The 26368-nt window shown below is 34.6% G+C and carries 31 protein-coding genes and 1 riboswitch; of the genes, 21 read left to right on the top strand and 10 right to left on the bottom strand.

The genetic code is table 11. From position 1 onward, the window contains the following. Window positions 1-31 precede the first annotated feature (31 nt). Genes A5880_RS00660 through A5880_RS00650 form a run of 3 tightly spaced genes read right to left on the bottom strand, consistent with a single transcriptional unit; the run spans window position 32 to window position 2471 of the window. Window positions 32-1192 (bottom strand): ABC-2 family transporter permease, encoded by a 1161-nt coding sequence (locus A5880_RS00660; protein ID WP_086330157.1) that lies wholly within the window; start codon window positions 1190-1192, stop codon window positions 32-34. Continuing rightward, complete coding sequence (locus A5880_RS00655; RefSeq protein ID WP_086330156.1) at window positions 1189-2088, bottom strand: ATP-binding cassette domain-containing protein; 900 nt, start codon at window positions 2086-2088, stop codon at window positions 1189-1191. The genes A5880_RS00660 and A5880_RS00655 overlap by 4 nt, the downstream gene beginning before the upstream one ends. A gap of 2 nt (window positions 2089-2090) precedes the next feature. Then, entirely contained in the window at window positions 2091-2471 is a 381-nt protein-coding gene (locus tag A5880_RS00650; protein WP_086330155.1) for a GntR family transcriptional regulator, read from the bottom strand. Between the two features lie 131 nt (window positions 2472-2602). Between A5880_RS00650 and A5880_RS00645 the strand changes: the two genes are divergently transcribed. From A5880_RS00645 to A5880_RS00625, 5 genes are all read left to right on the top strand, one after another. Then, window positions 2603-3178, top strand: a complete 576-nt coding sequence (locus tag A5880_RS00645) for a DNA-3-methyladenine glycosylase I (RefSeq protein WP_086330154.1) — start codon at window positions 2603-2605, stop codon at window positions 3176-3178. A 43-nt stretch (window positions 3179-3221) separates the two neighbouring features. After that, window positions 3222-4055: a GNAT family N-acetyltransferase gene (locus A5880_RS00640; protein ID WP_086330153.1), complete on the top strand. Its 834-nt coding sequence runs from the start codon at window positions 3222-3224 to the stop codon at window positions 4053-4055. A gap of 253 nt (window positions 4056-4308) precedes the next feature. Further along, window positions 4309-4584, top strand: a complete 276-nt coding sequence (gene rpsP / locus A5880_RS00635) for a 30S ribosomal protein S16 (RefSeq protein ID WP_010761445.1) — start codon at window positions 4309-4311, stop codon at window positions 4582-4584. An 11-nt stretch (window positions 4585-4595) separates the two neighbouring features. Beyond that, window positions 4596-4841 carry a KH domain-containing protein gene (locus A5880_RS00630; RefSeq protein ID WP_086330152.1) on the top strand — a complete coding sequence of 82 codons (246 nt, stop codon included), beginning with the start codon at window positions 4596-4598 and terminating at the stop codon, window positions 4839-4841. A gap of 191 nt (window positions 4842-5032) precedes the next feature. Beyond that, the gene (locus A5880_RS00625) at window positions 5033-5578 is read left to right on the top strand and encodes a TIGR01440 family protein (protein ID WP_086330151.1); all 546 of its coding nucleotides are present in this window, start codon (window positions 5033-5035) and stop codon (window positions 5576-5578) included. 38 nt (window positions 5579-5616) lie between these two features. Here A5880_RS00625 and A5880_RS00620 read toward each other — a convergent pair whose 3' ends face one another. Together A5880_RS00620 and A5880_RS00615 are read right to left on the bottom strand one after the other, a co-directional pair. Then, entirely contained in the window at window positions 5617-5955 is a 339-nt protein-coding gene (locus A5880_RS00620; protein WP_086330150.1) for a hypothetical protein, read from the bottom strand. After that, window positions 5921-7258, bottom strand: a complete 1338-nt coding sequence (locus tag A5880_RS00615) for a DUF1576 domain-containing protein (protein ID WP_256924796.1) — start codon at window positions 7256-7258, stop codon at window positions 5921-5923. Before A5880_RS00615 ends, A5880_RS00620 begins: the two co-directional genes overlap by 35 nt. 231 nt (window positions 7259-7489) lie before the next feature. Here A5880_RS00615 and A5880_RS00610 point away from each other — a divergent pair, with 231 nt between their 5' ends. Further along, window positions 7490-8020, top strand: coding sequence for a TetR/AcrR family transcriptional regulator (locus A5880_RS00610; protein WP_086330149.1), 531 nt, complete (start codon window positions 7490-7492; stop codon window positions 8018-8020). Window positions 8021-8174: 154 nt separating this feature from the next. On the opposite strand, the gene A5880_RS00605 is transcribed toward A5880_RS00610, so the two are convergent. The 3 genes from A5880_RS00605 to A5880_RS00595 all read right to left on the bottom strand — a co-directional run bounded on the left by A5880_RS00605 (window position 8175) and on the right by A5880_RS00595 (window position 9812). After that, window positions 8175-8390, bottom strand: a complete 216-nt coding sequence (locus tag A5880_RS00605; RefSeq protein ID WP_086330148.1) for a hypothetical protein — start codon at window positions 8388-8390, stop codon at window positions 8175-8177. Window positions 8391-8475: 85 nt separating this feature from the next. Then, on the bottom strand, window positions 8476-8994 hold the full coding sequence (locus tag A5880_RS00600; RefSeq protein ID WP_086330147.1) for a shikimate kinase: 519 nt from the start codon (window positions 8992-8994) through the stop codon (window positions 8476-8478). A 59-nt stretch (window positions 8995-9053) separates the two neighbouring features. Continuing rightward, entirely contained in the window at window positions 9054-9812 is a 759-nt protein-coding gene (locus tag A5880_RS00595; protein ID WP_086330146.1) for a peptidylprolyl isomerase, read from the bottom strand. 177 nt (window positions 9813-9989) lie between these two features. On the opposite strand from A5880_RS00595, the gene A5880_RS00590 reads away from it, so the two are divergent. The 9 genes from A5880_RS00590 to A5880_RS00550 all read left to right on the top strand — a co-directional run bounded on the left by A5880_RS00590 (window position 9990) and on the right by A5880_RS00550 (window position 17980). Then, window positions 9990-11084 (top strand): DUF871 domain-containing protein, encoded by a 1095-nt coding sequence (locus tag A5880_RS00590; RefSeq protein WP_086330145.1) that lies wholly within the window; start codon window positions 9990-9992, stop codon window positions 11082-11084. Between the two features lie 188 nt (window positions 11085-11272). Continuing rightward, window positions 11273-12205: an alpha/beta hydrolase gene (locus A5880_RS00585; protein ID WP_086330144.1), complete on the top strand. Its 933-nt coding sequence runs from the start codon at window positions 11273-11275 to the stop codon at window positions 12203-12205. A gap of 212 nt (window positions 12206-12417) precedes the next feature. Next, window positions 12418-13308 carry a site-specific tyrosine recombinase XerD gene (gene xerD / locus A5880_RS00580; RefSeq protein ID WP_086330143.1) on the top strand — a complete coding sequence of 297 codons (891 nt, stop codon included), beginning with the start codon at window positions 12418-12420 and terminating at the stop codon, window positions 13306-13308. Between the two features lie 22 nt (window positions 13309-13330). After that, a complete protein-coding gene (locus A5880_RS00575; protein WP_086330142.1) occupies window positions 13331-13693 on the top strand; it encodes a GNAT family N-acetyltransferase in 363 nt (120 codons plus the stop codon). Window positions 13694-13732: 39 nt separating this feature from the next. Continuing rightward, window positions 13733-14518, top strand: a complete 786-nt coding sequence (locus A5880_RS00570) for a segregation/condensation protein A (protein WP_086330141.1) — start codon at window positions 13733-13735, stop codon at window positions 14516-14518. Then, window positions 14515-15132: an SMC-Scp complex subunit ScpB gene (gene scpB / locus A5880_RS00565; RefSeq protein WP_086330140.1), complete on the top strand. Its 618-nt coding sequence runs from the start codon at window positions 14515-14517 to the stop codon at window positions 15130-15132. The genes A5880_RS00570 and scpB overlap by 4 nt, the downstream gene beginning before the upstream one ends. Then, entirely contained in the window at window positions 15133-15849 is a 717-nt protein-coding gene (locus tag A5880_RS00560) for a pseudouridine synthase (protein WP_086330139.1), read from the top strand. 167 nt (window positions 15850-16016) lie between these two features. Further along, a riboswitch (FMN riboswitch) is annotated at window positions 16017-16141 on the top strand. A gap of 374 nt (window positions 16142-16515) precedes the next feature. Next, window positions 16516-17124, top strand: coding sequence for an ECF transporter S component (locus A5880_RS00555; protein ID WP_086330138.1), 609 nt, complete (start codon window positions 16516-16518; stop codon window positions 17122-17124). Window positions 17125-17254: 130 nt separating this feature from the next. After that, window positions 17255-17980: an alpha/beta hydrolase gene (locus A5880_RS00550; RefSeq protein ID WP_086330137.1), complete on the top strand. Its 726-nt coding sequence runs from the start codon at window positions 17255-17257 to the stop codon at window positions 17978-17980. 69 nt (window positions 17981-18049) lie between these two features. On the opposite strand, the gene A5880_RS00545 is transcribed toward A5880_RS00550, so the two are convergent. Beyond that, on the bottom strand, window positions 18050-18262 hold the full coding sequence (locus A5880_RS00545; RefSeq protein WP_086330136.1) for a ferredoxin: 213 nt from the start codon (window positions 18260-18262) through the stop codon (window positions 18050-18052). A gap of 39 nt (window positions 18263-18301) precedes the next feature. Between A5880_RS00545 and A5880_RS00540 the strand changes: the two genes are divergently transcribed. The 5 genes from A5880_RS00540 to rpsA all read left to right on the top strand — a co-directional run bounded on the left by A5880_RS00540 (window position 18302) and on the right by rpsA (window position 23555). Beyond that, the gene (locus tag A5880_RS00540) at window positions 18302-19330 is read left to right on the top strand and encodes a YpbB family protein (protein ID WP_086330135.1); all 1029 of its coding nucleotides are present in this window, start codon (window positions 18302-18304) and stop codon (window positions 19328-19330) included. After that, complete coding sequence (locus tag A5880_RS00535) at window positions 19327-20769, top strand: RecQ family ATP-dependent DNA helicase (protein WP_086330134.1); 1443 nt, start codon at window positions 19327-19329, stop codon at window positions 20767-20769. Before A5880_RS00540 ends, A5880_RS00535 begins: the two co-directional genes overlap by 4 nt. A gap of 79 nt (window positions 20770-20848) precedes the next feature. Next, on the top strand, window positions 20849-21358 hold the full coding sequence (locus A5880_RS00530; protein WP_086330133.1) for an SAG1386/EF1546 family surface-associated protein: 510 nt from the start codon (window positions 20849-20851) through the stop codon (window positions 21356-21358). A 116-nt stretch (window positions 21359-21474) separates the two neighbouring features. Then, window positions 21475-22146, top strand: a complete 672-nt coding sequence (gene cmk / locus A5880_RS00525; protein ID WP_086330132.1) for a (d)CMP kinase — start codon at window positions 21475-21477, stop codon at window positions 22144-22146. Between the two features lie 197 nt (window positions 22147-22343). Then, on the top strand, window positions 22344-23555 hold the full coding sequence (gene rpsA / locus A5880_RS00520) for a 30S ribosomal protein S1 (RefSeq protein ID WP_086330131.1): 1212 nt from the start codon (window positions 22344-22346) through the stop codon (window positions 23553-23555). 291 nt (window positions 23556-23846) lie between these two features. Here rpsA and A5880_RS00515 read toward each other — a convergent pair whose 3' ends face one another. Beyond that, window positions 23847-24623: a helix-turn-helix transcriptional regulator gene (locus tag A5880_RS00515; protein WP_086330130.1), complete on the bottom strand. Its 777-nt coding sequence runs from the start codon at window positions 24621-24623 to the stop codon at window positions 23847-23849. A gap of 260 nt (window positions 24624-24883) precedes the next feature. Here A5880_RS00515 and A5880_RS00510 point away from each other — a divergent pair, with 260 nt between their 5' ends. After that, window positions 24884-26224: an aldehyde dehydrogenase family protein gene (locus A5880_RS00510; RefSeq protein ID WP_086330129.1), complete on the top strand. Its 1341-nt coding sequence runs from the start codon at window positions 24884-24886 to the stop codon at window positions 26222-26224. Window positions 26225-26368: the final 144 nt, after the last annotated feature.

Below are 26368 nucleotides of genomic sequence, written 5' to 3'. Positions count from 1 at the left end.
AATGATTGATCAGCTTTCTTTTTTATTTAAATTATAGATTGGTGGAAACCACCTTTTTTACTTTTCGTTTATTTAACCATAGGTGGATTTCTTTTCTGTACACGACATATATGCCAATTAAAACAGTAATCAGCCCGTAGGTTAACAAACTGGGGATAGGGGAGCGATTCTCTTCACCAAAGTACCAGCCGCGACCAAATACTAGCACAATAGGAACATAGAGTGTCATTGCAATAATTACTGGAAGCTTTAGTTTGTCAAAGAGTAGGTAGTTCCCCTTTTTCTCCAAGGTCAATGAGGAGAATAAGAATGCCCCAAAAATAAACAAGAAGAAAGAGAGAAGGACGGCCAAAATAATTGGTAGCACTGAGATTGGTTCTTTTGTTATTGAGTAAATAAAATGAGGGCTGGCTAGATAATTGTAAGTCACGCCGTCAATATAATAGTTCCACATATTTACTACTGCTGTAGCGAAAAAAACAAATGAGCCACAGAAGCCAAAAGCAGTCAGCGGAGCTAAAAGTATATGTCCAGTAATTAAGCCAATAAACGCTGACAATGAGAAATAAAGAATGACTGTTGTCCAACTGGCAACTACTCCGAACATTAATTGAATCATATCTATGTTTATATATTCGGCCGGAATTCCTGTAATAATAATAGCCACAAGTAACATTTTCGCTAAAAGCACACTACCTAAGACAGGTATTGCAATTAGTGCAAATTTAGAGAAGTAGATCTGTTTCTTAGAAACACCTAGAGAAAAAAGAAATTCATTAAAAGAAGTCTTTAAATCAATAAAGAATAAACCAAAGCCAATCATCGAAACTACGGCAAATAAAAGAACAAAGTTTTCACTAAAATAGCCAGTGTAATGAGGCTGATTGGAATTATCCATTGGTTTGCCATATTCATCATAGCTTTCCGCTTGATAAAATAACTTTAAATTTTCTTCCTTATACGTTTTATGTCGCTTTTCAGCAGGTAACTGTTTATATTCGGAGCCATACTCTTCTGGAGAACGATTCAACTCATTTATAAACTCTTCAGAATCATAATAAGCATTTATTTCTTTCCAACGATTAACATCACTGATCCCTGAAAAGCCATAAAATAATATAATCGACGAGCACACAACGATTAAAGCGAGACCATAACGCTTTTTTAAAATAGTCATTAACTGTTTATTCATAGATTCTCTCCTTGTAACATAAGTTCTGTTTGTTCATTGCCAAGATTAGCTTCAAAGACATCTTCTAAAGTCAACGGCAATTCTTCAAATAAAAGAGGTTGCTCCACTTGAATTCGTCCTTTTAACTCTTCGGTATAGTTTTCAAAAATAGCTGTAACCACACGTCCTTGAAAATGTAGCAATTGACTATTTTCTTTAACGATTTGAGGCACTTTCTTTGTCTTGAAGACCATTTGGATTTTTCTAGCAGATTCTCGTAACGTTTCTAAATGATAGTCAAGTTGAATCTGTTTATTCTTCAAAATCAACGCTCGATCGATAATATTTTCTAATTCATTTAAATTATGTGAAGAAATGATTACTGAACGACTATTTTCACTGACGTCATCTAAAAGCAGACCTAACACATTTTTTTTAACAATCACATCTAAGCCATCCAAAGGTTCATCGAGTAAAAGGTATTCTGCATTAGAGCAAATGGCTAAGATCATAGTATAAAGACCTCGCATTCCCTTTGACATTGATCGATAGTTTAATTTAGGATGGAGCTGGTTTTGTTTTGTTAGTTCAAGATACTTTCCTTTATTAAAAGTCGGATAAGCTTGTTGATAAAATAAGAATAATTTATCTAACGAATAGCCTGAAAGAAAATTATACTGTTCATCAATATAAAAGATTTTTTGTTTAAGTGTTCTATTCGATTGAATATCTTCATCGTCAATCAATATCTTTCCTTGATCCAGCTCATAATGACCCGCAATTAATCGGAAAAAAGTTGTTTTTCCAGAGCCGTTACGTCCAATTAAACCCGTGATTTCCCCTTGATTGATCGTTAAATTAATCTCTTTTAGAATCATGTGCTGATCGATATTTTTTTCTAGATGTTCTATTTTCATACCTATTCTCCTTTCAACTGTAAGTAACTTTCATCCAACCATTGACTAATTTCGTCCTTACCAACATTTAAATAATTTGCTTCAATGACTAAATCATTGAATTTTTTTTTGATTTTTTGGATTTGATAGTCGTCACGTAATTCTCTATTTATTTTTTTGACATAAGTACCTTTGCCCTTAACGGTTACAATTACTTCTTGGGATTCTAATAATTTATAAGCTTTACTGATGGTATTGGGATTCATCATCAGTTGTTTAGCCATTTCTCTGACTGAGGGTAATTGCTCACCAGCTTGTAGGTGGCCGTTTAAAATATCTTCTTTGATACTTAACATTAACTGCTCGTAATAAGGTTTACTACTTGTTTTATTAATAGAAATCATGAGGAGCTCCTTTCTGAGCAATGTGTTTACTGTGTACTAGTATACATAGTACAGTTAGGTCTGTAAACATTTTTTTATAAAATTTGTTAAAATAGAAGAAATAAACAGAGTGTTTGGAGGGGTGTAAGAAGATGAAAAAACGATGTTCCTGGGCAGAAACGAATGGAAAAATGAAAGAATATCATGATAAGATTTGGGGTGTTCCTGTGTATGAAGATCGGCGTCTATTTAGAAAATTGATTTTAGATATTAATCAAGCTGGGTTAAGTTGGCAAACAATTTTGAACAAGGAGGAAGCATTTGATCGTGCCTATGATTTTTTTGACATAGAAAAAGTTGCTGCTTATGATGAGAAAAAAATTGAGGAGCTATTAATGAATAAAGGAATTATCCGTAACCGCAAAAAAATCGAAGCAGCTATTCATAACGCGAATAAAGTCCTTGAACTGCAAAGGGAATTCGGCTCATTTTCTCATTACTTATGGCAGTTTAATGGAAAAAATGTAATGAGAAATGCCTATGAAATACAAGAAAAAATCCCTACAACAAATGAATTATCTGATAGAATCAGCAACGATTTAAAGAGAAGAGGATTTAAGTTCATTGGTAGTACAATTATTTATGCTTTTCTAGAAGCAGTTGGATTAATTAATGACCATGTAACAACTTGTTTTCGATATAAAGAATTAAATGAAAACAGTCACTAACAATACGAAAAAAGCAAAATAATAGATGAATAAAGGAGAACGCATGACTTTAAAACAAATGATTAAAAATCAACTGTCATCACAAGAAATAGCTGAGGTAAAAAAATTAAAAGAAGAAAATGAACTGCGATATGCTGTCGCATATAAACTTGATCTAAGTATTTTTGAAGACCACAATGAAAAGGGGACGCATCTACTTTGTTGGGATGAACTCGAATTGGTTGGTTATGCAGCACTAAGTCATTACGACCCAGAAGAAGTAGAGGTGACAATGATTGCTAAAGATGATAAGCAGATTTTCCAGATGATGGATGAAGCGTGGAGTAATTATTCAAAACAGCAAAAAGCAAAACGGATTTTAGTCATTGCTGATAGAGAAGAGAGCGGTGTCACTCAGTATCTTAAAGAAAATGAAAATTATACGTATAGTTTTTCTGAGTATTCAATGATTTTAGCAAGAAAAAAATTTGTCGCTGAATCATCTGAAGTTGCTCTAGAACTAGCAAAAATAGAAGATGCAAAACCAATTGCTGCATTAGAAGATCATGAACATGTAGAAGAGGTAATACCATTGAATCTAGAGGATTTGAAAAAAACCCTTGTACTTAGAAAAGATGGAGAAGTGATTGCATGTATACGCATAGAAAATGATCGACAATCCTACGGTATCTATGGATTTGTTGTTAGATCAGATTTTCGTGGACAAGGAATAGGTAGGAAAATTCTCAATCAAGTACTTCAGCAGTTAGTAGAAAAAAATGCAACCAGTATTTATTTAGAAGTTGAATCCACGAATACACCAGCATATAAGTTATATGAATCAATTGGTTTTGAAAAGAAAACGCTGTTTGACTATTATCTATATGAACTAAATTAATCTGAGTCTCAAGGACAGAAAAAGAAACAACAAAAGAGCATAAAGCTATTTTTCGTTGTTTCTTTTTGTGAAGCAAAAACGATTTGCCCCTGCCAAGGTAATCTAAGTATATCACATACACGATAGGCAAAAAACTGCTGAAAAAGGTATTTTAACGCTTTTTTTAAGGTGTCAAGAAAAAACTCTTTACAGCAAGATGTAAATCTGGTAAACTAACATTTGTGATTAAGTTAATGGAGGTGTAATATATAAAATGTCAGTAAAAATTCGTTTAAAACGCATGGGTTCTAAAAAGAGTCCTTTTTACCGTATTGTAGTCGCAGATTCTCGTTCTCCTCGTGATGGACGTTTCATCGAAACTGTTGGAACTTACAATCCTTTAAAAGATCCTGCAGAAGTAGTTTTAAAAGAAGATTTAGTTTTGGACTGGTTGTCTAAAGGTGCTCAACCTTCAGATACTGTTCGTAACATCCTTTCAAAAGAAGGCGTTATGAAAAAACACCACGAAGCTAAACTTGAAAAGAAATAAGGTGACCGATGATGACAGATGTGAAAGAGTTAGTCTTAGCTATCGTTCGCCCATTAGTCAGTCAACCTGAATTAGTTAAGTTAGAGATAGAAGAATCTGATGTTTTTCTAGAGTACAACTTGACTGTATCATCTGAAGATATCGGTCGTATCATTGGAAAGCAAGGACGAGTTGCTAAGGCAATCCGTACAATTGTTTATAGTGTACGCGTAGATGGACCCAAAAAAGTTCGTCTGAATATCGTAGATGGTAAATAATATGAAGTAACCAAAAGAGACGAAAGGATTTTCGTCTCTTTTTTATGTAATTCAGCTAAAAATCAGCATGTTTAGAAGTGTAAATTTGATAGTCATTTGGATAGCTCTACATACTTTTTTATTTTGACGAACGAACAAATATTTTGCATAATAAAAGTACGCAAAAAGGATAAAGTTCGGAGGGAAAGGAAATGGATAAGTTAAAAGAGTATCAACAGCAGTTATTGAAAGGTCTTGAAGAATATTTTGAGCAAGTTGAATTAGAGTCAGGTAATATTTTTGTACTAGGTTGTAGCAGCAGTGAGATCAACGGTAACACAATCGGTAAAAAATCCAGTAAGGAAACAGGAGAAATGATCGTTTCTACGCTCAGGCAATTTTTAGATCAAAAAAGTATTTATTTAGCTGTTCAAGGGTGCGAGCATATTAATCGTTCATTGGTGGTAGAAAAAGAGGTCGCTAAGCATTATCATTTTGAGAGAGTTTCCGTCGTTCCCTCACTTCATGCGGGAGGAGCAGCAGCAATGTCAGCTTACCATCAATTTTCCGATCCAGTCGTTATCGAAAAAATAGTAGCCCATGGAGGAATCGATATAGGAGATACTTCGATTGGGATGCACATTAAATATGTTCAAGTTCCAATTCGTACAACAATCAAAGAAATTGGTGCAGCTCACACGACTTATTTATGGACACGACCTAAGTTAATCGGTGGAGAACGTGCGATATACAAATAAAAAGAAGGAGAAATTCCCTCCTTCTTTTTATTTGTATACTACTTTTTTCGAAACACTTTAATATCAAAAGTAGGAGAATCAAAACTAATTTCAGCTTCATCAATCATCAATCCAAGCAAATGATAATCTTCCTCTTCGTGATGGGTGATTCCAAGAAGTTCATCATAATAACCTTCAATACTTAAATCTCGAGGTGTATTTAACAGCTCGAGTAAATGCATTACATTTTCAGGTTCTTCCTCAGTGTAGCCTTGCATTTCGATAGAAAAACCTTCAGCAGTAAAATCCAATTCAATTTTAATCTCGCTAATATCATTTGAAAAAAAGTAAGTCAATAATTCATCAATGATTCGTTTCGCTTTGTCTCTTTCTTGCATGTCGCTTCACCTTTCTGATCTGTAAAATATTATCCAGTATTGGTACCATGACAGCGGCCACAAAACCAGTAGAAAATCCATTGTTGTAAAGATTGAGTCCGCCATGCAGATAACTGACATTTGTGACTAAAGACATATGTAAAAAACCTGCAATCAATCCAAAAGTCAACCCGTAATAACCAGCAATAGGCGCTAGTCCTGTCCCAAATATTCCAGCTAATACAACGGTCGTTTGATCAATCTCGAATACTGACGATAATTGCGCTGTCAGGAAAACACTGATTAACAAAGGAAGGCTATTTAAAAGATGGTTACCAAAAGCGCTAAATCCAACCGCCGATAAAATCGCGCCAACAATTGGTCCATTTAGTGTAGACTGACTGACTTGAGTATAGGCAACGAGTAAAAAGCCAATTAAAGCCATATTCATCATCGTCGCACCAACGCCTGAGATTGAAATGAAATCGGTAATAAGTTTACCAGAAGTTTTGCTGATTGTTTTTAAACCTTTTAAAGAATAGTGATTGACAACAAAACCTGTAACAAACATCAATAGAAATAAAAAAAGGAGAAAAATAAGTAGCTGATTATGGTAATTGACAGAGACCAAATTGGTGCCTTCGATTTTCCAACCAAACATTCTTAAAATCCCAGTAAATAACATAGCAATCAAACCTGAAGTAAATCCAACATTGTACAGAGAAAAACCTTGATGAAATGTTAGAACATGTGATGCCAGAGCAGGTAAAATTAAGCCAATAAAAATACCGACCAAACAACCTAAAGGAATTGAAAAAAACAGCGGTAATGAAATACCGAACGTAAGGTAACTGATAATCGGTGACAATGCACTACCGAATAAACTGACAACAATAAACTGCGAAAACGGTTTTTTGACGATTTGCGCATAACAAAGTCCGCCGATAATGATTGGAATTGAGTTGTATAAATTTTTCCCGAAAAAAGAACAACCTGATACTGTAAATAGTGCAGCAATCATTGGACCATTAATAGGAATTTTTTCTTTTTTTGCAAGTAGTACGCTAATTAGAGTAAGTAAACCACTATTTACAAAGGCGCTGCCAAATGTTCCTAACTGAATGTAATCAGTCAATAAATTACTAGGTGAGGTCAAAATCCGTACCATTCCTGCCGATAAAGTTGAAAGGGATTCACTACATAATCCAATAAAAATAAGCAGTAAACAGTAACTAATCAGAAAAGAGTAACTCCTATGTGTATGAGCCATTTCTGAGTGTTTTTTATCCGTATGTAAATAAATTTTTTGATTCTTATTTGCCACTATAGCTTGTACCTCCATCATGAATCATTTCACTTAACTATAGCTTGAAAAAGTATCTTTGGTCAATAATATTTCAAAGAAGTAAGTGAATTTATCAGCTTTTTCTTATAAAAGCATAATTATTGAGAAAATCCAGTGTTGAAAGGGTGTAAAATAAAAGAATAAATATCAAAAAAATAAATATGGATTCATTTGTTTTTATAAATAATAAAAGTTAAGGAGGAACTGTTTTTGGTTAGAAAAAAAGTGTACACGAAAGAGCATATTTTATCAGCTGCTCAAGAATTGCTAGTATCAAAGGGTTTTTCTTTTATAACTGCCAGAAATGTAGCGGATCATATGGGGATTTCAACACAGCCGATATATCTTGAATTTAAAAATATGGAAGATTTAAAATTGACAATGCTCAACAAAATTCATGAACAATTAGAAAAAGATTTTTTTTCTCAAGAACATACAGGAAATAGTTTGATAGATTTCGGCATGAGCTACTTACATTTGGCAAAAGAGAACAGTGCGTTGTATCTATCTTTATATAGCGATAAGCATTCCTATGGGGCAGAATTACAAAAATTGTCTTTAAATTTTTTCAAAAGCTTGATCGGAAAAGATCAAAATTATTTATCTTTTTCAGATGAACAAATCGAAGCAACACATATGAAACTTTGGATCATTGCCACTGGTATTGCCTCTTTAAGTATGTCTGGAATCATGCAACTATCGGAAGAAGAGTTATTCAAGGCATTCAATGTGGTTGGCTAAAAGTGGTTTTAGCTGAGTCGTTGTACTGTGGAGTCGAACCAGCAACTGAACTGTATCGTATTTAAAAATAGAAAAACTGCACGCGTATAATTCTGCTTAGCAAATTGACTGACTAAGAGAAGTTATAGGAGTGCAGTTTTTTGTAATCAATTCATTAAATAGCCTGAGGTATAAAGTCAATTGTACATAAATCATTATAATGAAAATGAAGTGTTGCTTGAATTTGTCCATCTTCAATTAATTTTTGCGCAGTGTCTTTTACGTCTTCTTGGTCGAATTGCTGGAAGTTGATTACGTTTGCTACAAAACGAGGAGATTTCCGATTGGAAGCCTCGAGTATGAGCGTTTCAATTTGTGGATTAAACGTCATGTGCTTTCACCTCTTTGCTTAACAGTACCACTTTATTTTTAATTTGGATAGTCATTCGTTGATTTAATGAGGAAATGGAAAGAAATTATTTGTAACGAGTTAAAATTTTGGAGTAGGATCTGTAAGGATTTGAATCATTTAGGATGACTAGTTTTTCAGGAAAATCTGCTGTCAATTTTTGTAACTCTAAAAGATTCTTTTTTTCAAAGTGATGGTTCCATCTAAATAGATTTACTAATAAATGTAAACTGGGCTTATAATGCGCAGTTTCTTTTTTTAATGTTTGTTTGATAAATCGAGTGATAATTCGATACACTCGTAGATAATAAGGTGGTAGTAACAACAAAATAACGTCAGACTCACTGAGAGCTGGTTCGATCCAGTCTTTAGTAGTTGTTCCTTCGATAATCCATTCGTTTTGAAGGAGAATCTCTTGAAGTAGTTGACTAGATTCACATTCAGATCGTTTTTGATCACCTATTGCTAAGCGTTGCCAAATCAAATTATCTAGTTCATAAAAGGGAACATCCTTCTTTTTTGCTAGTTGTCTTGCTAATGTCGTTTTTCCGCTACCAACAGGTCCCGTAATCATAATCTTTTTCATTTTAGCTCCCCCTATAGTAAAAGAAAAAGAATGGCAATTAAGCCATTCTTAAAAGTCGTTTATTTTTTTGCTTCTTGTAAAATATTGATTTTTTCAATGCGGATATCTTTTTTAGGTTTATCTTGATCGCCAGTTTCAGCAGATGCGATTTTATCTACAACATCCATGCCTTTAGTCACTTGTCCGAAAACAGTATGTTTACCATCCAAATGAGGCGTTCCACCTTTTTTATACGCTTCGATAATTTTTTCTGGTTTATCATCTTTTAATAGACCATCAGACATATCGTCGCTGTTTTGAACGATAAAGAATTGACTCCCGTTTGTCCCGTTTCCTTTGGCATCTTTACCAGCATTAGCCATAGATAGAGCACCACGAATGTTATACAATTGATTAGAAATTTCATCATCAAATGAACCATTCCAAATACTTTCTCCACCAGTACCGTCCCCTTTAGGATCGCCACCTTGGATCATGAAGTTTTTGATCACACGGTGGAAGGTAACATTGTCATAGTAGCCATCTTTCGCATGAGTGATGAAGTTCTCAACTGTTTTTGGTGCTTGTTTTGGAAATAGTTTGATTTCAATTGTTCCTTCTGTAGTGACCATTTCAACTAAGTCTTCATCTTCACTAACTGTTTCTGATAATTGAGGTAAGTCCAATGCATTTAAATCAACAGATTCAGATGATGACGTCTCACTTGAAGAAGTAGCAGAAGAATCTGCTGTTTTTTTCTCGTTTTTAGGTCCACATGCTGCAAATAAGACTAATGATGTTAATAGAGCAGTTGCAGCAATGAATTTTTTTGTTTTCATAAAGTTAAGTCTTCCTTTCAAAAATAGTTACATCTCATGATAACAAATCCTCTTTAGAACCGCTAGTCAAAATAGAATTTTTTTAAGAATTTTGAAAGGTGTAGACCACTTTTTCTTATTCTGCTATAATGAAAATGGATACATTATAATCAATACAAATTTTAGGAGGCAGTAATAATGGGAAAATTAGGTATTTCTATTTATCCAGAACGATCAACCTTTGAAAAGGACAAAGCGTATCTAGACTTAGCACATAACTATGGATTTAAGCGAGTTTTTACAAGTTTACTTCAAATAACTGAGGATAAAGATAAAGTATTAGCAGAGTTTAAAAAAGTTGTAGATTATGCCAACAGCCTTGGAATGGAAGTAATGGTCGACATTAATCCTGCCTTATTTGAACAATTAGAGATTTCTTACGATGACTTATCATTCTTTGACGAGATGGGTGCGTACGGTGTCCGCTTAGATGTTGGCTTTACTGGCGCTGAAGAAGCGAAAATGACGCGTAATCCATACGGGATCAAAATCGAAATTAATATGAGTACAGGGACAAGTTATGTTGATAACATTATGAGTTATTCACCAAATACAGACAATCTATTAGGATCTCATAATTTTTATCCTCATCGTTACTCTGGACTAGGTTATGATCATTTTGTATTCTGCTCTGAAAAATTTAGAAAATATAATTTAAATACAATGGCTTTTGTTAATTCACATGATGCTACTTTTGGGCCTTGGCCAACGCAAGATGGTTTATGTTCTTTAGAAGATCATCGTGATTTAGAAATTGCTACACAAGTGAAGCATTTAGTCTTAACTGGCTTAATCGATGATATTTTAGTAGGAAATGCGTACGCCTCAGAAGCGGAGTTGAGAGCGATGGCAGAAGCGTTTAATGCAGAGTATCCATCTGTTAAGGTAGATGTGGCAGATGATATTACAGACGATGAAAGAGAAGTTCTGTTTACAAGCCTTCACAGTTATCGTGGGGATCGATCAGAATATATTTTACGTTCGACTATGACACGAATCCATTTTAAAGACCGTGCATTTCCAGCTCATAACACAAAAGATATGACCAAAGGCGATGTGTTAATTGATAATGTTGGTTATGGACAATACAAAGGTGAGACACAAATTGCACTGAAAGAAATGAAAAATGACGGACGAGTCAACGTTGTTGGTCGAATTGCTGCTGATGAGTTATTTTTATTGGATTTCTTGAAGCCATGGTCAAGCTTTAAATTAATTGAAAATAAAAAATAAACTATAGTTGAATCGACTTCAAAAAAGTTAGGCTAAACCTACTTTTTCTGAAGTCGATTTTATTTCTAGCTCTTGCGAAAAAAACAATAAAACATTATACTATTTAAGAATTTGAAAAAATAGTATTATTTGTTTTTTATAGATAAAAACTGTTAGAATGGGTAATGCTTTACACAAGGAGTAGTCAGATGAGTCGAATAGTAAAAGTTTTGATTGTCATTATTATTTTAATTATAATCGTATTAACAGGAGCTGGGATGTACTTCTACAATTATGCTGTTGTTCCTTCAGAAAAAGATTTCTTGGATGGAGATACACCAGGGACTGATGTTGAAGTCAAAACGCCGCAAGAAAAATGGTTTAAAGATAAAAAAAACCGTTCTTATTGGCAGTTGACATCCAAGGATGGATTGAAATTAAAAGCTATTTATTTACCTGCAGCAGAAAAAACAGATAAAAATGTGATTATGGCTCATGGTTATATGGGAAATGCAGAAACGATGGCTAGCTTTGCGAAGATGTACCACGATTTTGGGTACAACGTTTTAGTCCCTGACGCCAGAGGGCATGGTGAAAGTGAAGGGGATTATATCGGGTTTGGTTGGCCTGAACGAAAAGATTATCTTCAGTGGATCGATAAGGTTATAGCTGAAAATGGAGCCAATGCTAAAATTACTCTATACGGTATTAGTATGGGCGGTGCAACGGTAATGATGACTAGTGGTGAAAACTTGCCTAAAAATGTTAAAGCAATCGTTGAAGACTGTGGTTATTCTACAGTTAATGGGGAGTTAGCATATCAATTAAAAGACATGTTTAATTTACCTGCGTTTCCATTAGTACCAGTTACCAGCTTAATCACTAAAGTTCGTGCAGGGTATTTCTTTGGAGAAGCTAGCTCAGTGGCTCAATTGAAAAAAAATAAAGTACCGATGCTGTTTATTCATGGTGATGCAGATAAATTTGTCCCATTTGAAATGTTAGATGAGGTTTATAATGCAACTGACGCACCAAAAGAAAAATACATCGTAAAAGGTGCTGCTCATGCAAAAGCTTATACAGTAAACCCAGAAATGTATAAAGAAAAAGTCGCTGGATTTTTAACAAAATATGTTGACTAATCATGAAAGTTAGGACAGACGCGTTTAGTTCTGAAAAATAAGAAAGAGTTGATCTGTTTCAGCTTCTATTCGATTTTCAGGTGGCTGGGATATGACTCTTAGAGTTATATCCCAGCCACTTTTTAAACATAGTCTAAGAATCCTTTGATGATTTTACTATACATACAATAGAATTCTTTGATATGATATTAAAAAGAAATGAGGTAAAATAGATGGAAGAACAAGTAACTGACTATCTGCATTACTTACAAATAGAACGGGGATTATCGCTTAATACTAGAAAGAGTTATGAACGGGACTTACATAAATACTTGACGTTTTTGCAAGAACAAAAAGTCGATTCTTGGCAATCAATTGACCGGTACATAATTATGGAATACCTACAAACACTGCATAGTGAAAATAATTCTTCAGCAACTATTATTCGAATGATATCTAGTTTAAGAGGGTTTCATCAATTTTTAAGGCAAGAACGAATCACAGATCATGATCCCATGCAACATATTGATTCGCCCAGAAAAGCACAGAAACTTCCTAATACACTCTCAGTAGAAGAAGTAACTTTGCTGATCGAAACACCAGATACAACAAAACCTTTAGGCATTAGAAATCGAGCGATTTTAGAAGTAATGTATGCAACAGGATTACGAGTGAGTGAGCTTGTGGCATTAAAAATAGGGGATTTACATTTGGCGATTGGCTTAGTACAAACCTTAGGAAAAGGGGATAAAGAGCGTATTATCCCATTAGGGGATTACGCCATTCAATGGATCGAAAAATATATGGAAGAAGCCCGTCCAGCACTGGTTAAAAAAAATCAAAACGAAACACATTTATTTGTCAATCATCATGGTAGCGCATTATCAAGACAAGGGATTTGGAAAAATTTAAAACAAATCGTTCGTGATGCTGGAATTGATAAAACCATCACTCCACATACGTTACGTCATAGTTTTGCAACTCATTTGTTAGAAAATGGTGCAGATTTACGAATTGTCCAAGAACTTTTAGGACATGCAGATATTTCTACGACGCAAATCTATACGCATATAACAAAACAACGAATGGCCGATGTTTACAAACAACATTTCCCAAGAGCTTAACTAAAAAAAGAAGGTGAGATACATGTTAACGTATTATCGAAAAGAGCAACGAAAAATTGCGATGGGTCTATTGAGTTTTCATCAAAAATTGCTTGAACATCAAGCGCTATTAAAAGAAATAGACAGTTATGAAACGGAAGAGAACTTACATTTACTTTTTTGGATACCAACTGGGGAGCAAAATATTCAAGGAATTGTAGGAATCGAAGTAGAAACATCTGAGGCGATGATTTTACATGATATATCCATTAATCCTTCATTTAGAGGGGAAAAAGTTGGCTTTAATTTATTGAATGAGGTAGCAGAATTATATCCAGATACAAAAATATATGGAACTTTAGCTACGTCTACTTATTTATCCAAGTGGAAAGAACACAACCGGTGAATTTTATGGTAAACTAGAGAGTCGAAAAAAGAAAGTTGGATGATCTTGCAGGAAATTAATGTAAAATTGGATGTATTTGAAGGTCCATTAGATCTTCTGTTACATTTAATCCAAAAATTGGAAATCGATATTTATGACATTCCGATCGCTGCAGTAACCGAACAGTATATGAACTATATTCATACAATGAAAACATTAGAACTCGAAATTGCTGGGGAATACTTAGTCATGGCCGCGACTTTGATGGCAATCAAAAGCAAAATGCTTTTGCCAAAACAAGAGATGGAAATGACAGAAGATGATGATATCCTCGATGGCGAAGATCCGCGTGATGCGTTAGTTGCTCAATTGCTAGAATATCGTAAATTTAAATATGCAGCAGGTCTGTTACATGAAAAAGAATCAGAGCGAAGTCTTTATTATACGAAAGAACCGATGGATATTGATGAATATAAAGAAGACGATCCGTTTTTGGAACCTAACCAATTAAATACAATTGATTTATTTCTGGCATTTCATGCAATGTTAGAAAAGAAAAAAAATCGTCAACCAGTGGAGACAACAGTTGCTGGAGATGACGTATCAATAGAAGAAAAAATTACCACAATCTCTGAAAAAATGTCTCAAATGGATCGGAATACACCAGTAAACTTTGACTCTTTTTTTACATCACATTCAAAACAAGAAATTGTTACGACTTTTATGGCTCTTTTAGAATTGATGAAAAAAGGCGTTATCCATGTGGAACAAGAGGACAATTATAGTACAATTTTGCTCTATAATATGTCTGAAAAGATCGAATCAAGTACGGAGGAAACAATGTGACCACAATTAGTCAAATCGAAGCGATTCTATTTGTCGTTGGTGAAGAAGGAATCGGGTTAGAAGAATTATCCTATTTACTAGAACTATCTACTGCCAAAACATATGAAGCACTAACAGCTTTAAAAGAACGCTATGAATCAGATCAACAGTCTGCTTTAAATATTCTAGAAGTAGGCAATCACTTTGTCTTGTCTACTAAAAAAATGTTTGCACCGTTGTTGAAAAAGTATGCTCAATCGCCTATTTCCAACTCATTATCCCAAGCAGCGCTTGAAACATTATCAATCGTTGCGTACAAGCAACCAATTTCAAGAGTGGAAGTGGACGAAATAAGAGGGGTGCAGTCAGCAGGATCAATGCAAAAACTCGTTGCTCGCCAATTAATTGAAGAAAAAGGACGGGTGGATGGTCCTGGACGAGCGATTTTATACGGAACAACGGCTTATTTCATGGATTATTTTGGCTTAAGATCTCTTGAAGAGTTGCCAGACATTCATCAAATGGAAGAAGAAATTGCTGAAGAGCTACCTTTAGACCTCTTTTTCGACCGTTATAAAGAATTAAATGCAGAAGAAACACCAACGGATAATAATGAATCGGAGGAAGAAAAGTAAATGGAAAGACTTCAAAAAGTAATTGCTCATGCGGGGATTGCCTCACGTAGAAAAGCAGAAGAATACATTGTCAATGGACGTGTCAAAGTAAATGGAAAAATTATTCGAGAATTAGGAACACAAGTAGGGAAAAATGACAAAGTTGAAGTAGATGATGTGCCGATTTACAAAGAAGAGTATGGCTACTATTTATTTTATAAACCAAAAGGTGTTATTTCAGCGGTTTCTGATGATAAAGGAAGAAAAGTTGTGACTGATTTTTTCTCTCATATCAAAGAACGAATTTATCCAGTGGGCAGATTAGATTATGATACATCAGGGTTGTTGCTTTTAACAAATGATGGCGAATTTTCACAAAAATTAACACATCCAAGTCATGAAATCGACAAGGTTTATGTGGCAAAAGTAAAAGGATTGGCCAAAAAACATGATTTACTTCCACTAACAAAAGGGATAAAAATCGAAGGCTATAAAACAGCACCGGCGGCTTTTCAAATCGTTTCTGTAGACCTTAAAACAAACACTAGTATTGTAGAGTTGACGATTCATGAAGGTCGTAATCACCAAGTGAAGAAAATGCTTCAATCTGTGGGTTATCCGGTTCAAAAACTGAAAAGAGAAAAATACGGTGACTTAACATTAAAAGGATTACGTCCTGGAGAGTATCGTAATTTGAATAAAAAAGAAATTAGTGTTTTAATGAATCAATCAAAATAATTTTTTGTGAAAAAGCAATTCTGAGAAACAAGAAGGAGTTGCTTTTTCACTGCTTATTTTTAGAGTAATAAAATGATAGCTACTGTTTGTATGTGACTTTCTGAACATAAATATTGCTTTTTTCTAAAAAGGTTGTATACTGTATTTGTACAAAAAATTTAATAAAGGTTCGTCTTCAGGGGCAGGGTGAAATTCCCGACCGGTGGTTATAGTCCACGACCTACTTCATTTGAAGTGGCTGAATTGGTGAAATTCCAATACCGACAGTAAAGTCTGGATAAAGAAGATAGGGCTTATTTGAATTGGCATTTTTCAGATAAGATTACTCTACTCTATTTTCCCTGCAGGAAAATAGAGTTTTTGCTGTGAATCACCACGCGACGTTTCGATCTCATCAATTTCTAAGAGCTAAAGCTCTAAGAATTAAAGGATTACAATCAATCGGAAAAACGACACATCAACCGTATTTTTTCAAATAAAAATACTGTAATGCGCGTAAAAGCTATTAAATCATTACCGATAGAAGTAAGAATGATGGAACAGATGAAGATATATCACTTTTATCATTCGGCCAAGTCACATCGTGCAGCAAATCTGGAGCAATCACTGAAAAAGTTAATTTAGAAAAGTTCGTTTGAAGATGGGTCCTTAACAGGAGGATTTCATATGCGAAACAACAAGGTACAAAAAATGGTAAGTGTAGCAATGTTAGCAGCAATAGGTGTAGTTTTACAATTTGTGGCGTTTCCGATCATGCCTGCGTTCAGTTTTTTGAAAATTGATTTTAGCGATATTCCTGTCATGATCAGTATGTTTTTATTTGGGCCGTTAGCAGGAATCAGTACAGCGTTTATACGATCAGTACTACATTTATTTACAACAGGGGCATCCCCGCAAAATTTAGTCGGAGATGTTGCCAACTTCTTTGCAACGATGATGTTTACTTTACCGATGTATTACTTTTTCAAACGAGGAAGCGACAAGCGTTTAAATAAAATTTTAGGCATTTCAACAGGGATAATTGCCTTGACTGTTTTGATGAGTGTGGCAAATTATTTTGTGATCACACCGCTGTATTTAAAACTATTTGGCGTATCTGCAGGAGAATTTTTAGGTATGTCTTTAACGAAATATGTAACAATTGGCATTTTGCCATTTAACTTGATAAAAGGTGGAATCGTAAGTGCTGTTTTCTTGGTACTACATGCTAAGCTTTTACCTTGGCTTTCAAGAAAACAATATCAGTTAAGCAATAAACATACAATAAGCAAATAAGAATTGTTTGATAAAGATCTGTGAGATAGCTCAAGGAGCTATGTCTCGGATCTTTTTTCGAGGCAAAAGATCCTAACGAATATTGTTTTTCTGATAAAATGAAAAAAGATGAACAAGGAGGAAAACAGATATGAAAAAATGGCAGAAACGAGTGCTCTGGTTAGTTGGAGTTTTTGCACTACTAATTTTAGTTGGCTTATTTTACATCAAAACAGTTACATACAGCCCAACAACAACAGCTTTAGATGTATCAAAACAAGCAACGAATGAAAATGGTTTGTTGGTTTTTGAAGGAGAGCAGGAAAAACCAGCGCTTATTTTTTATCAAGGCGCATTAGTTGAAAATGCTAGTTATAGCATTTGGGCTAAAAAAGTAGCGAGTGCCGGATTTGCTGTTTATCTTATTAAAGAACCATTGAATTTAGCTGTACTAGGTCAAAATAAAGCAGAGAAAATTATTCAAAAGAATCATCTGAAAAGTTATGTAGTTGGTGGGCATTCGTTAGGTGGAGTGATGGCTAGTCGCTTTGCTGCTGAGCAAGCAAATCACAACCAACTCAAAGGTGTGTTCTTTTTAGCGAGTTATCCAGATGAGAAAGGGAGCCTTAAAGGGTTTAAAGGACACGTGCTTTCTTTAACTGGTTCTGAGGATGGCGTTTTAAATTGGCAAGCATATGAGCAGTCGAAAAAATACTTACCTGAACAAACTATGTATCAAGAAATAAAGGGTGGAAACCATGCTGGATTCGGTAGCTATGGGGAACAAAAAGGAGACAAGCCAGCGTCAATAAACAATGAAGAGCAACAAGAAAAAATTGCTGATGCACTAATTAATTGGTTAACTCTGATTAAATAAAGGATAAAAGGAAAGCTCATTGTCTTTGGTGACAACTAGTTGCTTTCCTTTTACTCGTTTAGGTTTTTATTATTTTTCCTCAATCTCTATTGCACGAACAGGACATTTGCGGTACGCTGTTAACGCATTGTCTCTTTCATTTTTAGAGATAAATTCTTGTGTTGCTTGTGTATCATTTTTGAAAACGACAATGCCATCATCATTGTAGTCAAATATTTCTGGTGCATACACTTGGCATAAACCACAAGCAATACACTTTTCAGGAATTATTTTACATAACATTTGTACACATCCTATTCTATCATTTACAGAGGTGAAAGTATGAAACCTTCCTTCATTTTAGCTTTATTTCAACATGGATACAAGGTGCGAACCTCAACACTCTATCATCTTTTAAAAGGTAAACGAACGAGTTCGGTATTGTTATATGGTTTTTTTTATAATAATTTACCCTTTTTCCAGCTATTTCCAGAACTGTCAGAAACACAATATAATAAAATAATAAACGAATTGGCGGAGAAACATTTACTCCGTCTAAATAGCAATGGAGACGCCCAAATAACCGCTAAAGGCCAACAAGTGATAGCATCTAATCAACAATATATGTGGCTAGATAATTATCGTTTGGGCAGAACAGATGAGGCGATCTGGCGTTTATTGCAGTTTACTGTTCAAGTTGTGTCTCAATTATCGTATAGTAATAAACACTATATTCCGCTTGAACAATCGCCATTGTATCAAAACCAAGTGAAAATGTATATCAAATCAATGCCTAAAGCAAAATTAATTGAAAGAATCAAACAAGAATGGCAAGAGATTTTTTCAGCTTTATCTACAGAAGAAGCCAATTTTTTTGCCCGTCAATTTTCCGGCTATAAACAAATAGGCAAAACCTCATTTCAATTATTAGATATGGAAAATAAGGCCTTTGATCGGTTTTTGATCAAAAAGGATAGAATCCATCATTTGCTAAAAGTCATTCAAAAACTACCAAACAATAGTTTTTTAAAAGAGCTTATTCGTCCGTTGTTAAAGCAAAACGAAAACAACAGCATGAATGAGACGAGAAAATATCTCAACAAGCATTTTTCACTAGACGAATTGGCGTTACAAAGAGGAGTGAAAAGAAGTACTGTACAAGACCATCTTTTAGAGGTGGCTTTAACGAATGACTTTCCCTTTGAACGATTTATCTCAAATGAGACAGTCAATTTTTTAGATAACTTTAAACCTCCCTATCAAGAATGGGATTATCGCTCTTTAAAGCAAACAAAACCTGAGTTTGATTATTTTGAATTTCGTCTTTACCAGATTCAAAAAATGAAGGAAGAAAGAGATAAAAGCAGATGACGAGCAAATTAGAAAATGTCTTATACGAAAAATTTGGTTTTAATACCTTTAAACCCGGACAAAAAGAAGTGATTGAACAGCTTTTACTAAAACAAGATACACTAGCTGTTTTACCTACAGGCACAGGTAAATCCCTGTGCTATCAATTTGTAGGTTATCTAGTTGAAGGGGCTGTGATCATCGTTTCTCCTTTACTTTCATTGATGGAAGACCAAGTGATTCAATTGCAAAAAAAAGGAGAATCTAGGGTTATCGCGTTGAATAGCAGTTTGTCTTTTTCAGAAAAACAGTATGTATTGAATCATTTATATACGTACAAATATATTTTGATTAGTCCAGAAACATTAACCCAAAAAGAAGTGAGACAACGAATTGCTCAACTGAAAATTGCCTTGTTTGTAGTGGATGAAGCGCATTGTGTGTTCCAGTGGGGCGTTGACTTTAGGCCAGAATATACAAAACTTAGTGCTATTCAAAAAGAATGTGGTTATCCTTTGACGTTAGCATTGACTGCTACGGCAACGCCTACGGTAAAAAAAGAGATTGAAAAACAATTATTTTCTCATCAGAAAAATGCCTCAGAAGTGATTCATTCAGTCAATCGTCCAAATATTGGTTTGATTGTTCAGAAAGTGTCGGAAAAAAACGAAGCTTTACTTTCTTATCTAACACAATTAAAAAGTAAAGGCATTATCTATTGCGCAACACGAAAAACAGCCGAGCGGATAAATCAATTGATCAAAGAACAAACAACATTAAAAACAGCATACTACCATGGTGGTTTAACTGCTAATGAACGCAGTTTATTACAACAACAATTTGTAACGAATCAACTTGATGTCTTATGTGCTACCAATGCTTTTGGGATGGGGATTGATAAGCCAGATGTTCGCTTTGTCATTCACTATGATTGCCCTGATAGTCTAGAAGATTATGTACAAGAGATCGGTCGAGCTGGTCGTGATGGTGAACAAAGCATTGCCATATTGCTTTATCAAAAAGGAGACGAATCGATTCATTATTACTTTCAATCAGAGAGTCGCCTTGATCGGGAATTATTGAATGAATTAGTTTGCTTGCAATCTGAACATCCGCAAGAAGCGTTTCCTGTGTTAAATGAAATCCAGCAAAAATGGATGCAAGGATATCTGGAAAAAGAATACACATTTGAAGAGTTAAAAGATAGATTATTAAGAAAAGAGAAAGAACGTAAACAACAGTTAAGTGTTATGTTAAACTATATTAACGAAGAAAAGTGCCGTCGAGCATTCATCCAACAGTATTTTTCAGAAAATAGTGCTGAAACAAAGCAAGAAAATTGTTGTGATTGTTGCGGCTTATCTTTTGACATTTGTAAAGAGCAAATAGTACAATCACCAGAAGAAAACGAAATCTCTGAAAATTGGGAGGACATTTTAATAAGATTATTTAAAGAATGAAAATAATCTTTTTTTAGACTGCAGTTAAGAAAAAGCTGTGGTATAATAGCAAACGAGAGAATTTTAGGAGGAACGATACGTGAGTAAAAAAGATACGAAAAAACCATCAGGAGCACGCGAACCGTGGGAGCAATCAATTTATGACACTGACAAAAATGCTGGAGGTTCCCGTTCAGAAAAACGTCAACAGAAAAAAGGAAACACAGTCTTTCTGACCATTTTAGTTATCTTATTGCTATTAATTATCGCGTTGCCTGTAGGAACGTACCTTTATGTCATGAGAGATAAACCTGACAGTAAAGAACCAGCTCAATCATCTGTTGTTGTACAATCATCGACAAAAAATAGTTCGACGCAGCCGTCTTCTAGCTCATCACAAGAGCAAGCATCTACTGAAAGTAGTGTGCCGCAAGAAACAGCACCGACAAGTCCAGCAGCGGAAGAACCTGTTTATGACCAAGTCCGTAATGGAGAAGGACCTAACCAAGTTGCTTCAAGAAATGGTATTTCAACAGAAGAATTATTACAATTAAATGGTCTAACGTTGAATTCTGTTTTACAGCCAGGTCAAACGTTACGAGTTAAATGATAACAATTGAGCGAAAAAGAGTGAACGTGCTCTTTTTCCCATTATAAGGGTCTGAACAAAACATAGATTGTTTTGTCCCAGACTCTTTTACTATGTGATAAACAAAGGAGTTCATTATGAAAAAGATAAGTATTGCAATTGATGGACCAGCTTCATCTGGAAAAAGCACTGTAGCAAAGATTTTAGCCAAAAAAATGAATTACATTTATTGTGATACAGGAGCGATGTATCGAGCATTAACCTATTTAGCCATTCAAAATAAGGTTGATTTTGAAGACGAACTAGGTTTAGTAAAATTATGTCTTGAACATGGGATTTCTTTTAAACAGACAGAACAAGAACAACTTGTTTTTATTGATGGCATTGAAGTAACACAAGCAATTAGACAACCAGACGTGACAAATGCTGTGTCTATTACTGCAAAACATGGAAAAGTTCGAGAAAAAATGGTTGAACTACAACAAGAAATCGGACAATCAGGCGGCGTTGTTATGGATGGACGAGATATTGGTACAGCAGTATTGCCAAATGCTGAAGTTAAAATATTTCTAGTTGCTAGCGTTGAAGAGCGAGCCGAAAGACGTTATAAAGAAAATCAGGAAAAAGGAATCACCACTGATTTTGATACATTAAAAAAAGAAATTGAGCAACGTGATTATCTTGATTCAACAAGAGAAGTATCACCTTTAAAACAGGCGCTAGATGCAGTAAAGATTGATACGACTGGAATGAATATAGAAGAAGTTGTAAAAGCTATTGAAGACGTTATTGAGGCTCGATACTCTTGATCCAATGTATTAAAAATGGTAGTTAAATGCATGAAGATTATATTTTCTTTGTCTTTAAGCAAGAAAATTTCTTCTTATTTCAAAGAAAAAAAAGAAAATGAGCGAAATCGCTTTATTTTTTCGATAAAATCCCGTACTATTAAAGAAGTAGGTCAGTTTTTTACGAATTTTTTGGTGGCATAGGAGGATAAGTATTTATGACAGAAGATAAAAAAGTGGAAATCAGCAATGAAACAATGGAAGATGCGATGAATAGTGTTCAAGAAGTAAGCGTCGGCGACATCGTTAAAGGTGAAGTGCTTGCAGTTGAAGACAAACAAGTAATCGTTGGTATTGAAGGTGCCGGTGTTGAAGGGGTAGTTCCAGCAAAAGAGTTGTCTACAACACACGTTGAAGATATCAATGAATTAGTAAAAGTTGGCGATATTTTAGATTTGGTTGTCATCACGTCAATTGGTAAAGACAAAGAAAATGGTAGTTATTTACTTTCTAAACGTCGTTTAGATGCTAAAAAAGTTTGGGAAGAAATCGAACAAGATTTCCAAGCAGGTAAAATTATTGAAGCACCAGTTACAAGTGTTGTAAAGGGTGGATTAGTTGTTGATGTTGGTGTTCGTGGTTTTGTTCCAGCATCAATGGTAGAAGACCATTTTGTTGCTGATTTTTCAGCATACAAAGGGCAAACATTAACATTTAAAATTATTGAAATCGAACCTTCAGAAAATCGTTTGATTTTATCTCATAAAGCTGTTGTTGAAGCTGAGAAAAACTCTAAGAAAAAAGATATTTTAGCTGAACTTCATGATGGAGATATTGTTGACGGGAAGGTTGCTCGTTTAACTGATTTCGGTGCGTTTATCGATTTAGGCGGTATTGATGGATTGGTTCACGTTTCAGAGATTGCCCATCAACATGTTGGCAAACCAAGTGATGTATTGTCTGTTGGTGATGAGGTAAAAGTGAAGATACTTTCGATTAATCCTGATGAAGAACGGGTTTCTTTATCAATTAAAGAAACATTAGCTGGACCATGGGAAGATATTGAAAGCAAAGCAGCTGTTGGTTCTGTTCTTGAAGGAACAGTCAAACGCTTAACGAGTTTCGGCGCATTCGTAGAAGTCTTTCCAGGTGTTGAAGGCTTAGTTCATATTTCGCAAATTTCACATAAACATATTGCAACACCACACGAAGTGCTACAAGAAGGCGATGTTGTTCAAGTGAAAGTATTAGAAGTAAATCCAGACGAACACCGTATCGCTCTTAGTATCAAAGCTTTGGAAGCGAAGCCTGAATCTCAAGAAGAGCCAAAAGATGTCCAAGACTATGAGTTGCCAGAAGAAAATACTGGTTTTACAATGGGAGATATCTTAGGTGATGCACTAAAAGGACAAGAGTCAGATTCAGAATAATACGAATTAATTTTATTAGAGATTAGGACGAAAGTGTTTAATTGTGAGAAATAATAATAAGCTGTTTTTCGTCTTAACATGTATTCGAAATGTAAGTGTTTGTGATATAGCTCTTGGAGTTATGTCATAGACACTTTTTTACTCTAGTTTTTTCATAAGGAAAAGGGTCTGAGATATAACTAAAAGTTATTATCGCAGACCCTTAAAACTCAAATAAACAGCGGGAGCAGAAGAAACACCTTCGGAAATAAGCTGAACGCTGCTCTTCCAGCCTCCTTTTAAAATACAGTGTTAATTATAAATCACTCGTAAATCGGCTGGAATATGATTACCTTGATATTGTTTGCGGAATTGATGAGGAGATTGTCCTACTTTTTTCTTAAACAATTTACTAAAATAAGTAGAATCGATGTAACCGACAGTTCCGGCTATCTCAGTAATAGATTCCTCTGTTTTCATTAAAAGCTGTTTGGCTTTTTCTATACGGTAAGTAGTTAAATAATCAATGAAGTTCATTCCTACAGCTTCTTTAAAGAAACGGCTGACATAATGACGATTTAAGTGCATAATATCGGCTAAAGTTGTTAAATTGATTTCTTCGTTATAATGATCATGAATATAATCAAGAATGGTATTAATTTGTTCTTTAGCTAATACCGTAGGCTTTTTGTTTAACACATCCATTAGAGACACTTGGTTCAAAGATTTAACGCTTCGATCAATTGCAAATTTTAATTCATTAAGATCAACTGGTGTCAGCAAATAATCAATTGCCCCACACCTCAGTGCTTGATGGATGCTTTGAAAATCGTTGCGTTCGGTTAAAATAATTACTTTTATATTTGGAAGGTGCTGAACAATTTTGCGCTTCACAATAAAACCATCAATCTCTAGGTGATCGATCGCTATCAGAAGAATTTCAGGAAGAAGGCTTTCAGCAATTTCTATTGCTTCATGTTCAGTTCTGGCAGGAGGCAATACTTTTATATTCATAAATGAATCATTAATGGATTGTTGCAGTATTTCTTGTTCTTTTGGATCGTTACTAACAATCAATAATCGGCACATAAATAACTCCTCTTTTCTTTGACAGAATGATTGGATATTTTGTGAAATTTTATCTACTACTCTATCATACCTTGAATAGATTACGCTTTCAAGTGCAATTGTTTGTGAAAAAAATACAGAAAAAGGTAAATTTTGTCCATAATATTCTTAAAATATTCCCTAACAAATTGAGCCAAATAGATTAAACTAACCTTGTAAGCGTTTATATTATATGCTCGCTAATGGGATAAGGATATGAAATTAAGAAGGAGTGGTCAAATATGACTGAAGTAGTCAAAGTAGAAGAGATTGAAATGTTAGTAGAAACAGCAAAGAAAGCTCAAGCAGAATATGAACATTTTTCTCAGGAGCAAGTAGATGCTATCGTGAAGAATGTTTATCAAAAAACACTAGATAATGCTGAAAAACTAGCTATATCAGCAAATAAAGAAACTGGTTTTGGAAAAGTTTCAGATAAAATAATCAAAAATACTTTTGCAAGTGAGCAAGTTTATGAAAGCATTAAAGACTTAGCAACTGTAGGAATTGTTAATCGTAGAAAAGAAGATAAAATCATTGAAATCGCTGTTCCTTTAGGCGTGGTAGCGGGGTTGATTCCATCAACGAATCCAACTGCTACAGTTATTTTTAAATCATTGATTGCTTTAAAAACGAGAAATGCAATTGTCTTTTCTCCACATCCAAAAGCGTTACAATCTATTTTAATGGCAGCAGAAATTATCGAAAAAGCAGCAGTAGAAGCTGGCGCACCTAGTGGATTAGTTCAAGTGATTCAAGAACCTACTTTAGATGCGACAAGCGCTTTAATGAAACATGAAGATGTATCGTTAATTCTTGCTACAGGTGGTAAAGCGATGGTACAAGCAGCTTACAGTTCTGGAAATCCAGCAATTGGCGTAGGTCCAGGAAATGTTCCAGTATTGATTGATGCAACAGCTGATATTGCTCATGCGATTGATTGTGTTGTTAGTAGTAAAACGTTTGATAATGGGATTATCTGTGCCTCTGAACAAGCACTTGTTGTAGACAAGTCAGTAAAAGATGAAGTTATCAAAAACTTAAAAGCGAAAAATGCTTATTTTATGAATGAAGAAGAATCTGCTAAAGTTAGTCAGTACATTTTAAGAGATACTGGGACGTTGAATCCTGAGATTGTTGGTAAAAGTGCAGCTGATGTAGCTGAATTGGTTGGCATTTCTGTTCCAAAAGAGACAAGCATTTTAATCTCTGAGCAATCAGAAATAGGTCATCATAATCCATATTCAAGAGAAAAATTAACACCAATATTGGGATTATTTACAGTCGATTCATTTGAAACAGGTGTTGAGACTTGTAAAGCATTGCTAGCAAATGAAGGAACAGGTCACACCGCTGTGATTCATACAACATCTGATCAACATGCAGAAATATTCGGCTTAGAAATGAGAGCTTCTCGGATTCTAGTAAATACGCTGGGAGCGTTAGGCGCAATCGGAGCAACAACTAAATTAGCGCCTTCAATGACACTAGGTTGTGGAGCGATGGGTGGTAGCAGTACAACTGACAATGTAACAGCACATCATCTGATGAATGTGAAGCGTATTGCTTACGGTGTCGAATAATAAGATACAAATCAAAAAATAATAAATATCCCGTGATTGTGGTGTGAAAAACTAGACAATTACGGGGTATTTTTCCTATTTAAGGATTTGCTTTGTGTTAAATTGTTTAATTCACTAGTTTTTCTTGCATCTTAGACAAGCTTT

The organism is Enterococcus sp. 4G2_DIV0659, from assembly GCF_002140715.2.
Classification (GTDB): Bacteria; Bacillota; Bacilli; order Lactobacillales; family Enterococcaceae; genus Enterococcus_L; species Enterococcus_L mansonii.
The sequence above is the reverse complement of the archived record's forward strand: the minus strand, read 5'-3'. Positions and strand labels throughout refer to the sequence as shown.

Bases quoted from the DNA above. Each gene is read 5' to 3' on its own strand.
- A5880_RS00605 (WP_086330148.1), bottom strand. From the start codon at position 8,390: ATGACGTTTAATCCACAAATTGAAACGCTCATACTCGAGGCTTCCAAT.
- A5880_RS00590 (WP_086330145.1), top strand. From the start codon at position 9,990: ATGGGAAAATTAGGTATTTCTATTTATCCAGAACGATCAACCTTTGAA.
- A5880_RS00550 (WP_086330137.1), top strand. From the start codon at position 17,255: ATGAAAAAATGGCAGAAACGAGTGCTCTGGTTAGTTGGAGTTTTTGCA.
- A5880_RS00535 (WP_086330134.1), top strand. From the start codon at position 19,327: ATGACGAGCAAATTAGAAAATGTCTTATACGAAAAATTTGGTTTTAAT.
- A5880_RS00640 (WP_086330153.1), top strand. From the start codon at position 3,222: ATGACTTTAAAACAAATGATTAAAAATCAACTGTCATCACAAGAAATA.
- A5880_RS00630 (WP_086330152.1), top strand. From the start codon at position 4,596: ATGACAGATGTGAAAGAGTTAGTCTTAGCTATCGTTCGCCCATTAGTC.
- A5880_RS00555 (WP_086330138.1), top strand. From the start codon at position 16,516: ATGCGAAACAACAAGGTACAAAAAATGGTAAGTGTAGCAATGTTAGCA.
- cmk (WP_086330132.1), top strand. From the start codon at position 21,475: ATGAAAAAGATAAGTATTGCAATTGATGGACCAGCTTCATCTGGAAAA.
- xerD (WP_086330143.1), top strand. From the start codon at position 12,418: ATGGAAGAACAAGTAACTGACTATCTGCATTACTTACAAATAGAACGG.
- A5880_RS00510 (WP_086330129.1), top strand. From the start codon at position 24,884: ATGACTGAAGTAGTCAAAGTAGAAGAGATTGAAATGTTAGTAGAAACA.
- A5880_RS00545 (WP_086330136.1), bottom strand. From the start codon at position 18,262: ATGTTATGTAAAATAATTCCTGAAAAGTGTATTGCTTGTGGTTTATGC.
- A5880_RS00570 (WP_086330141.1), top strand. From the start codon at position 13,733: ATGATCTTGCAGGAAATTAATGTAAAATTGGATGTATTTGAAGGTCCA.
- A5880_RS00660 (WP_086330157.1), bottom strand. From the start codon at position 1,192: ATGAATAAACAGTTAATGACTATTTTAAAAAAGCGTTATGGTCTCGCT.
- A5880_RS00575 (WP_086330142.1), top strand. From the start codon at position 13,331: ATGTTAACGTATTATCGAAAAGAGCAACGAAAAATTGCGATGGGTCTA.
- rpsA (WP_086330131.1), top strand. From the start codon at position 22,344: ATGACAGAAGATAAAAAAGTGGAAATCAGCAATGAAACAATGGAAGAT.
- A5880_RS00625 (WP_086330151.1), top strand. From the start codon at position 5,033: ATGGATAAGTTAAAAGAGTATCAACAGCAGTTATTGAAAGGTCTTGAA.
- A5880_RS00645 (WP_086330154.1), top strand. From the start codon at position 2,603: ATGAAAAAACGATGTTCCTGGGCAGAAACGAATGGAAAAATGAAAGAA.
- A5880_RS00515 (WP_086330130.1), bottom strand. From the start codon at position 24,623: ATGTGCCGATTATTGATTGTTAGTAACGATCCAAAAGAACAAGAAATA.
- A5880_RS00595 (WP_086330146.1), bottom strand. From the start codon at position 9,812: ATGAAAACAAAAAAATTCATTGCTGCAACTGCTCTATTAACATCATTA.
- rpsP (WP_010761445.1), top strand. From the start codon at position 4,309: ATGTCAGTAAAAATTCGTTTAAAACGCATGGGTTCTAAAAAGAGTCCT.
- A5880_RS00600 (WP_086330147.1), bottom strand. From the start codon at position 8,994: ATGAAAAAGATTATGATTACGGGACCTGTTGGTAGCGGAAAAACGACA.
- A5880_RS00650 (WP_086330155.1), bottom strand. From the start codon at position 2,471: ATGATTTCTATTAATAAAACAAGTAGTAAACCTTATTACGAGCAGTTA.
- A5880_RS00560 (WP_086330139.1), top strand. From the start codon at position 15,133: ATGGAAAGACTTCAAAAAGTAATTGCTCATGCGGGGATTGCCTCACGT.
- A5880_RS00585 (WP_086330144.1), top strand. From the start codon at position 11,273: ATGAGTCGAATAGTAAAAGTTTTGATTGTCATTATTATTTTAATTATA.
- A5880_RS00620 (WP_086330150.1), bottom strand. From the start codon at position 5,955: ATGCAAGAAAGAGACAAAGCGAAACGAATCATTGATGAATTATTGACT.
- A5880_RS00655 (WP_086330156.1), bottom strand. From the start codon at position 2,088: ATGAAAATAGAACATCTAGAAAAAAATATCGATCAGCACATGATTCTA.
- A5880_RS00540 (WP_086330135.1), top strand. From the start codon at position 18,302: ATGAAACCTTCCTTCATTTTAGCTTTATTTCAACATGGATACAAGGTG.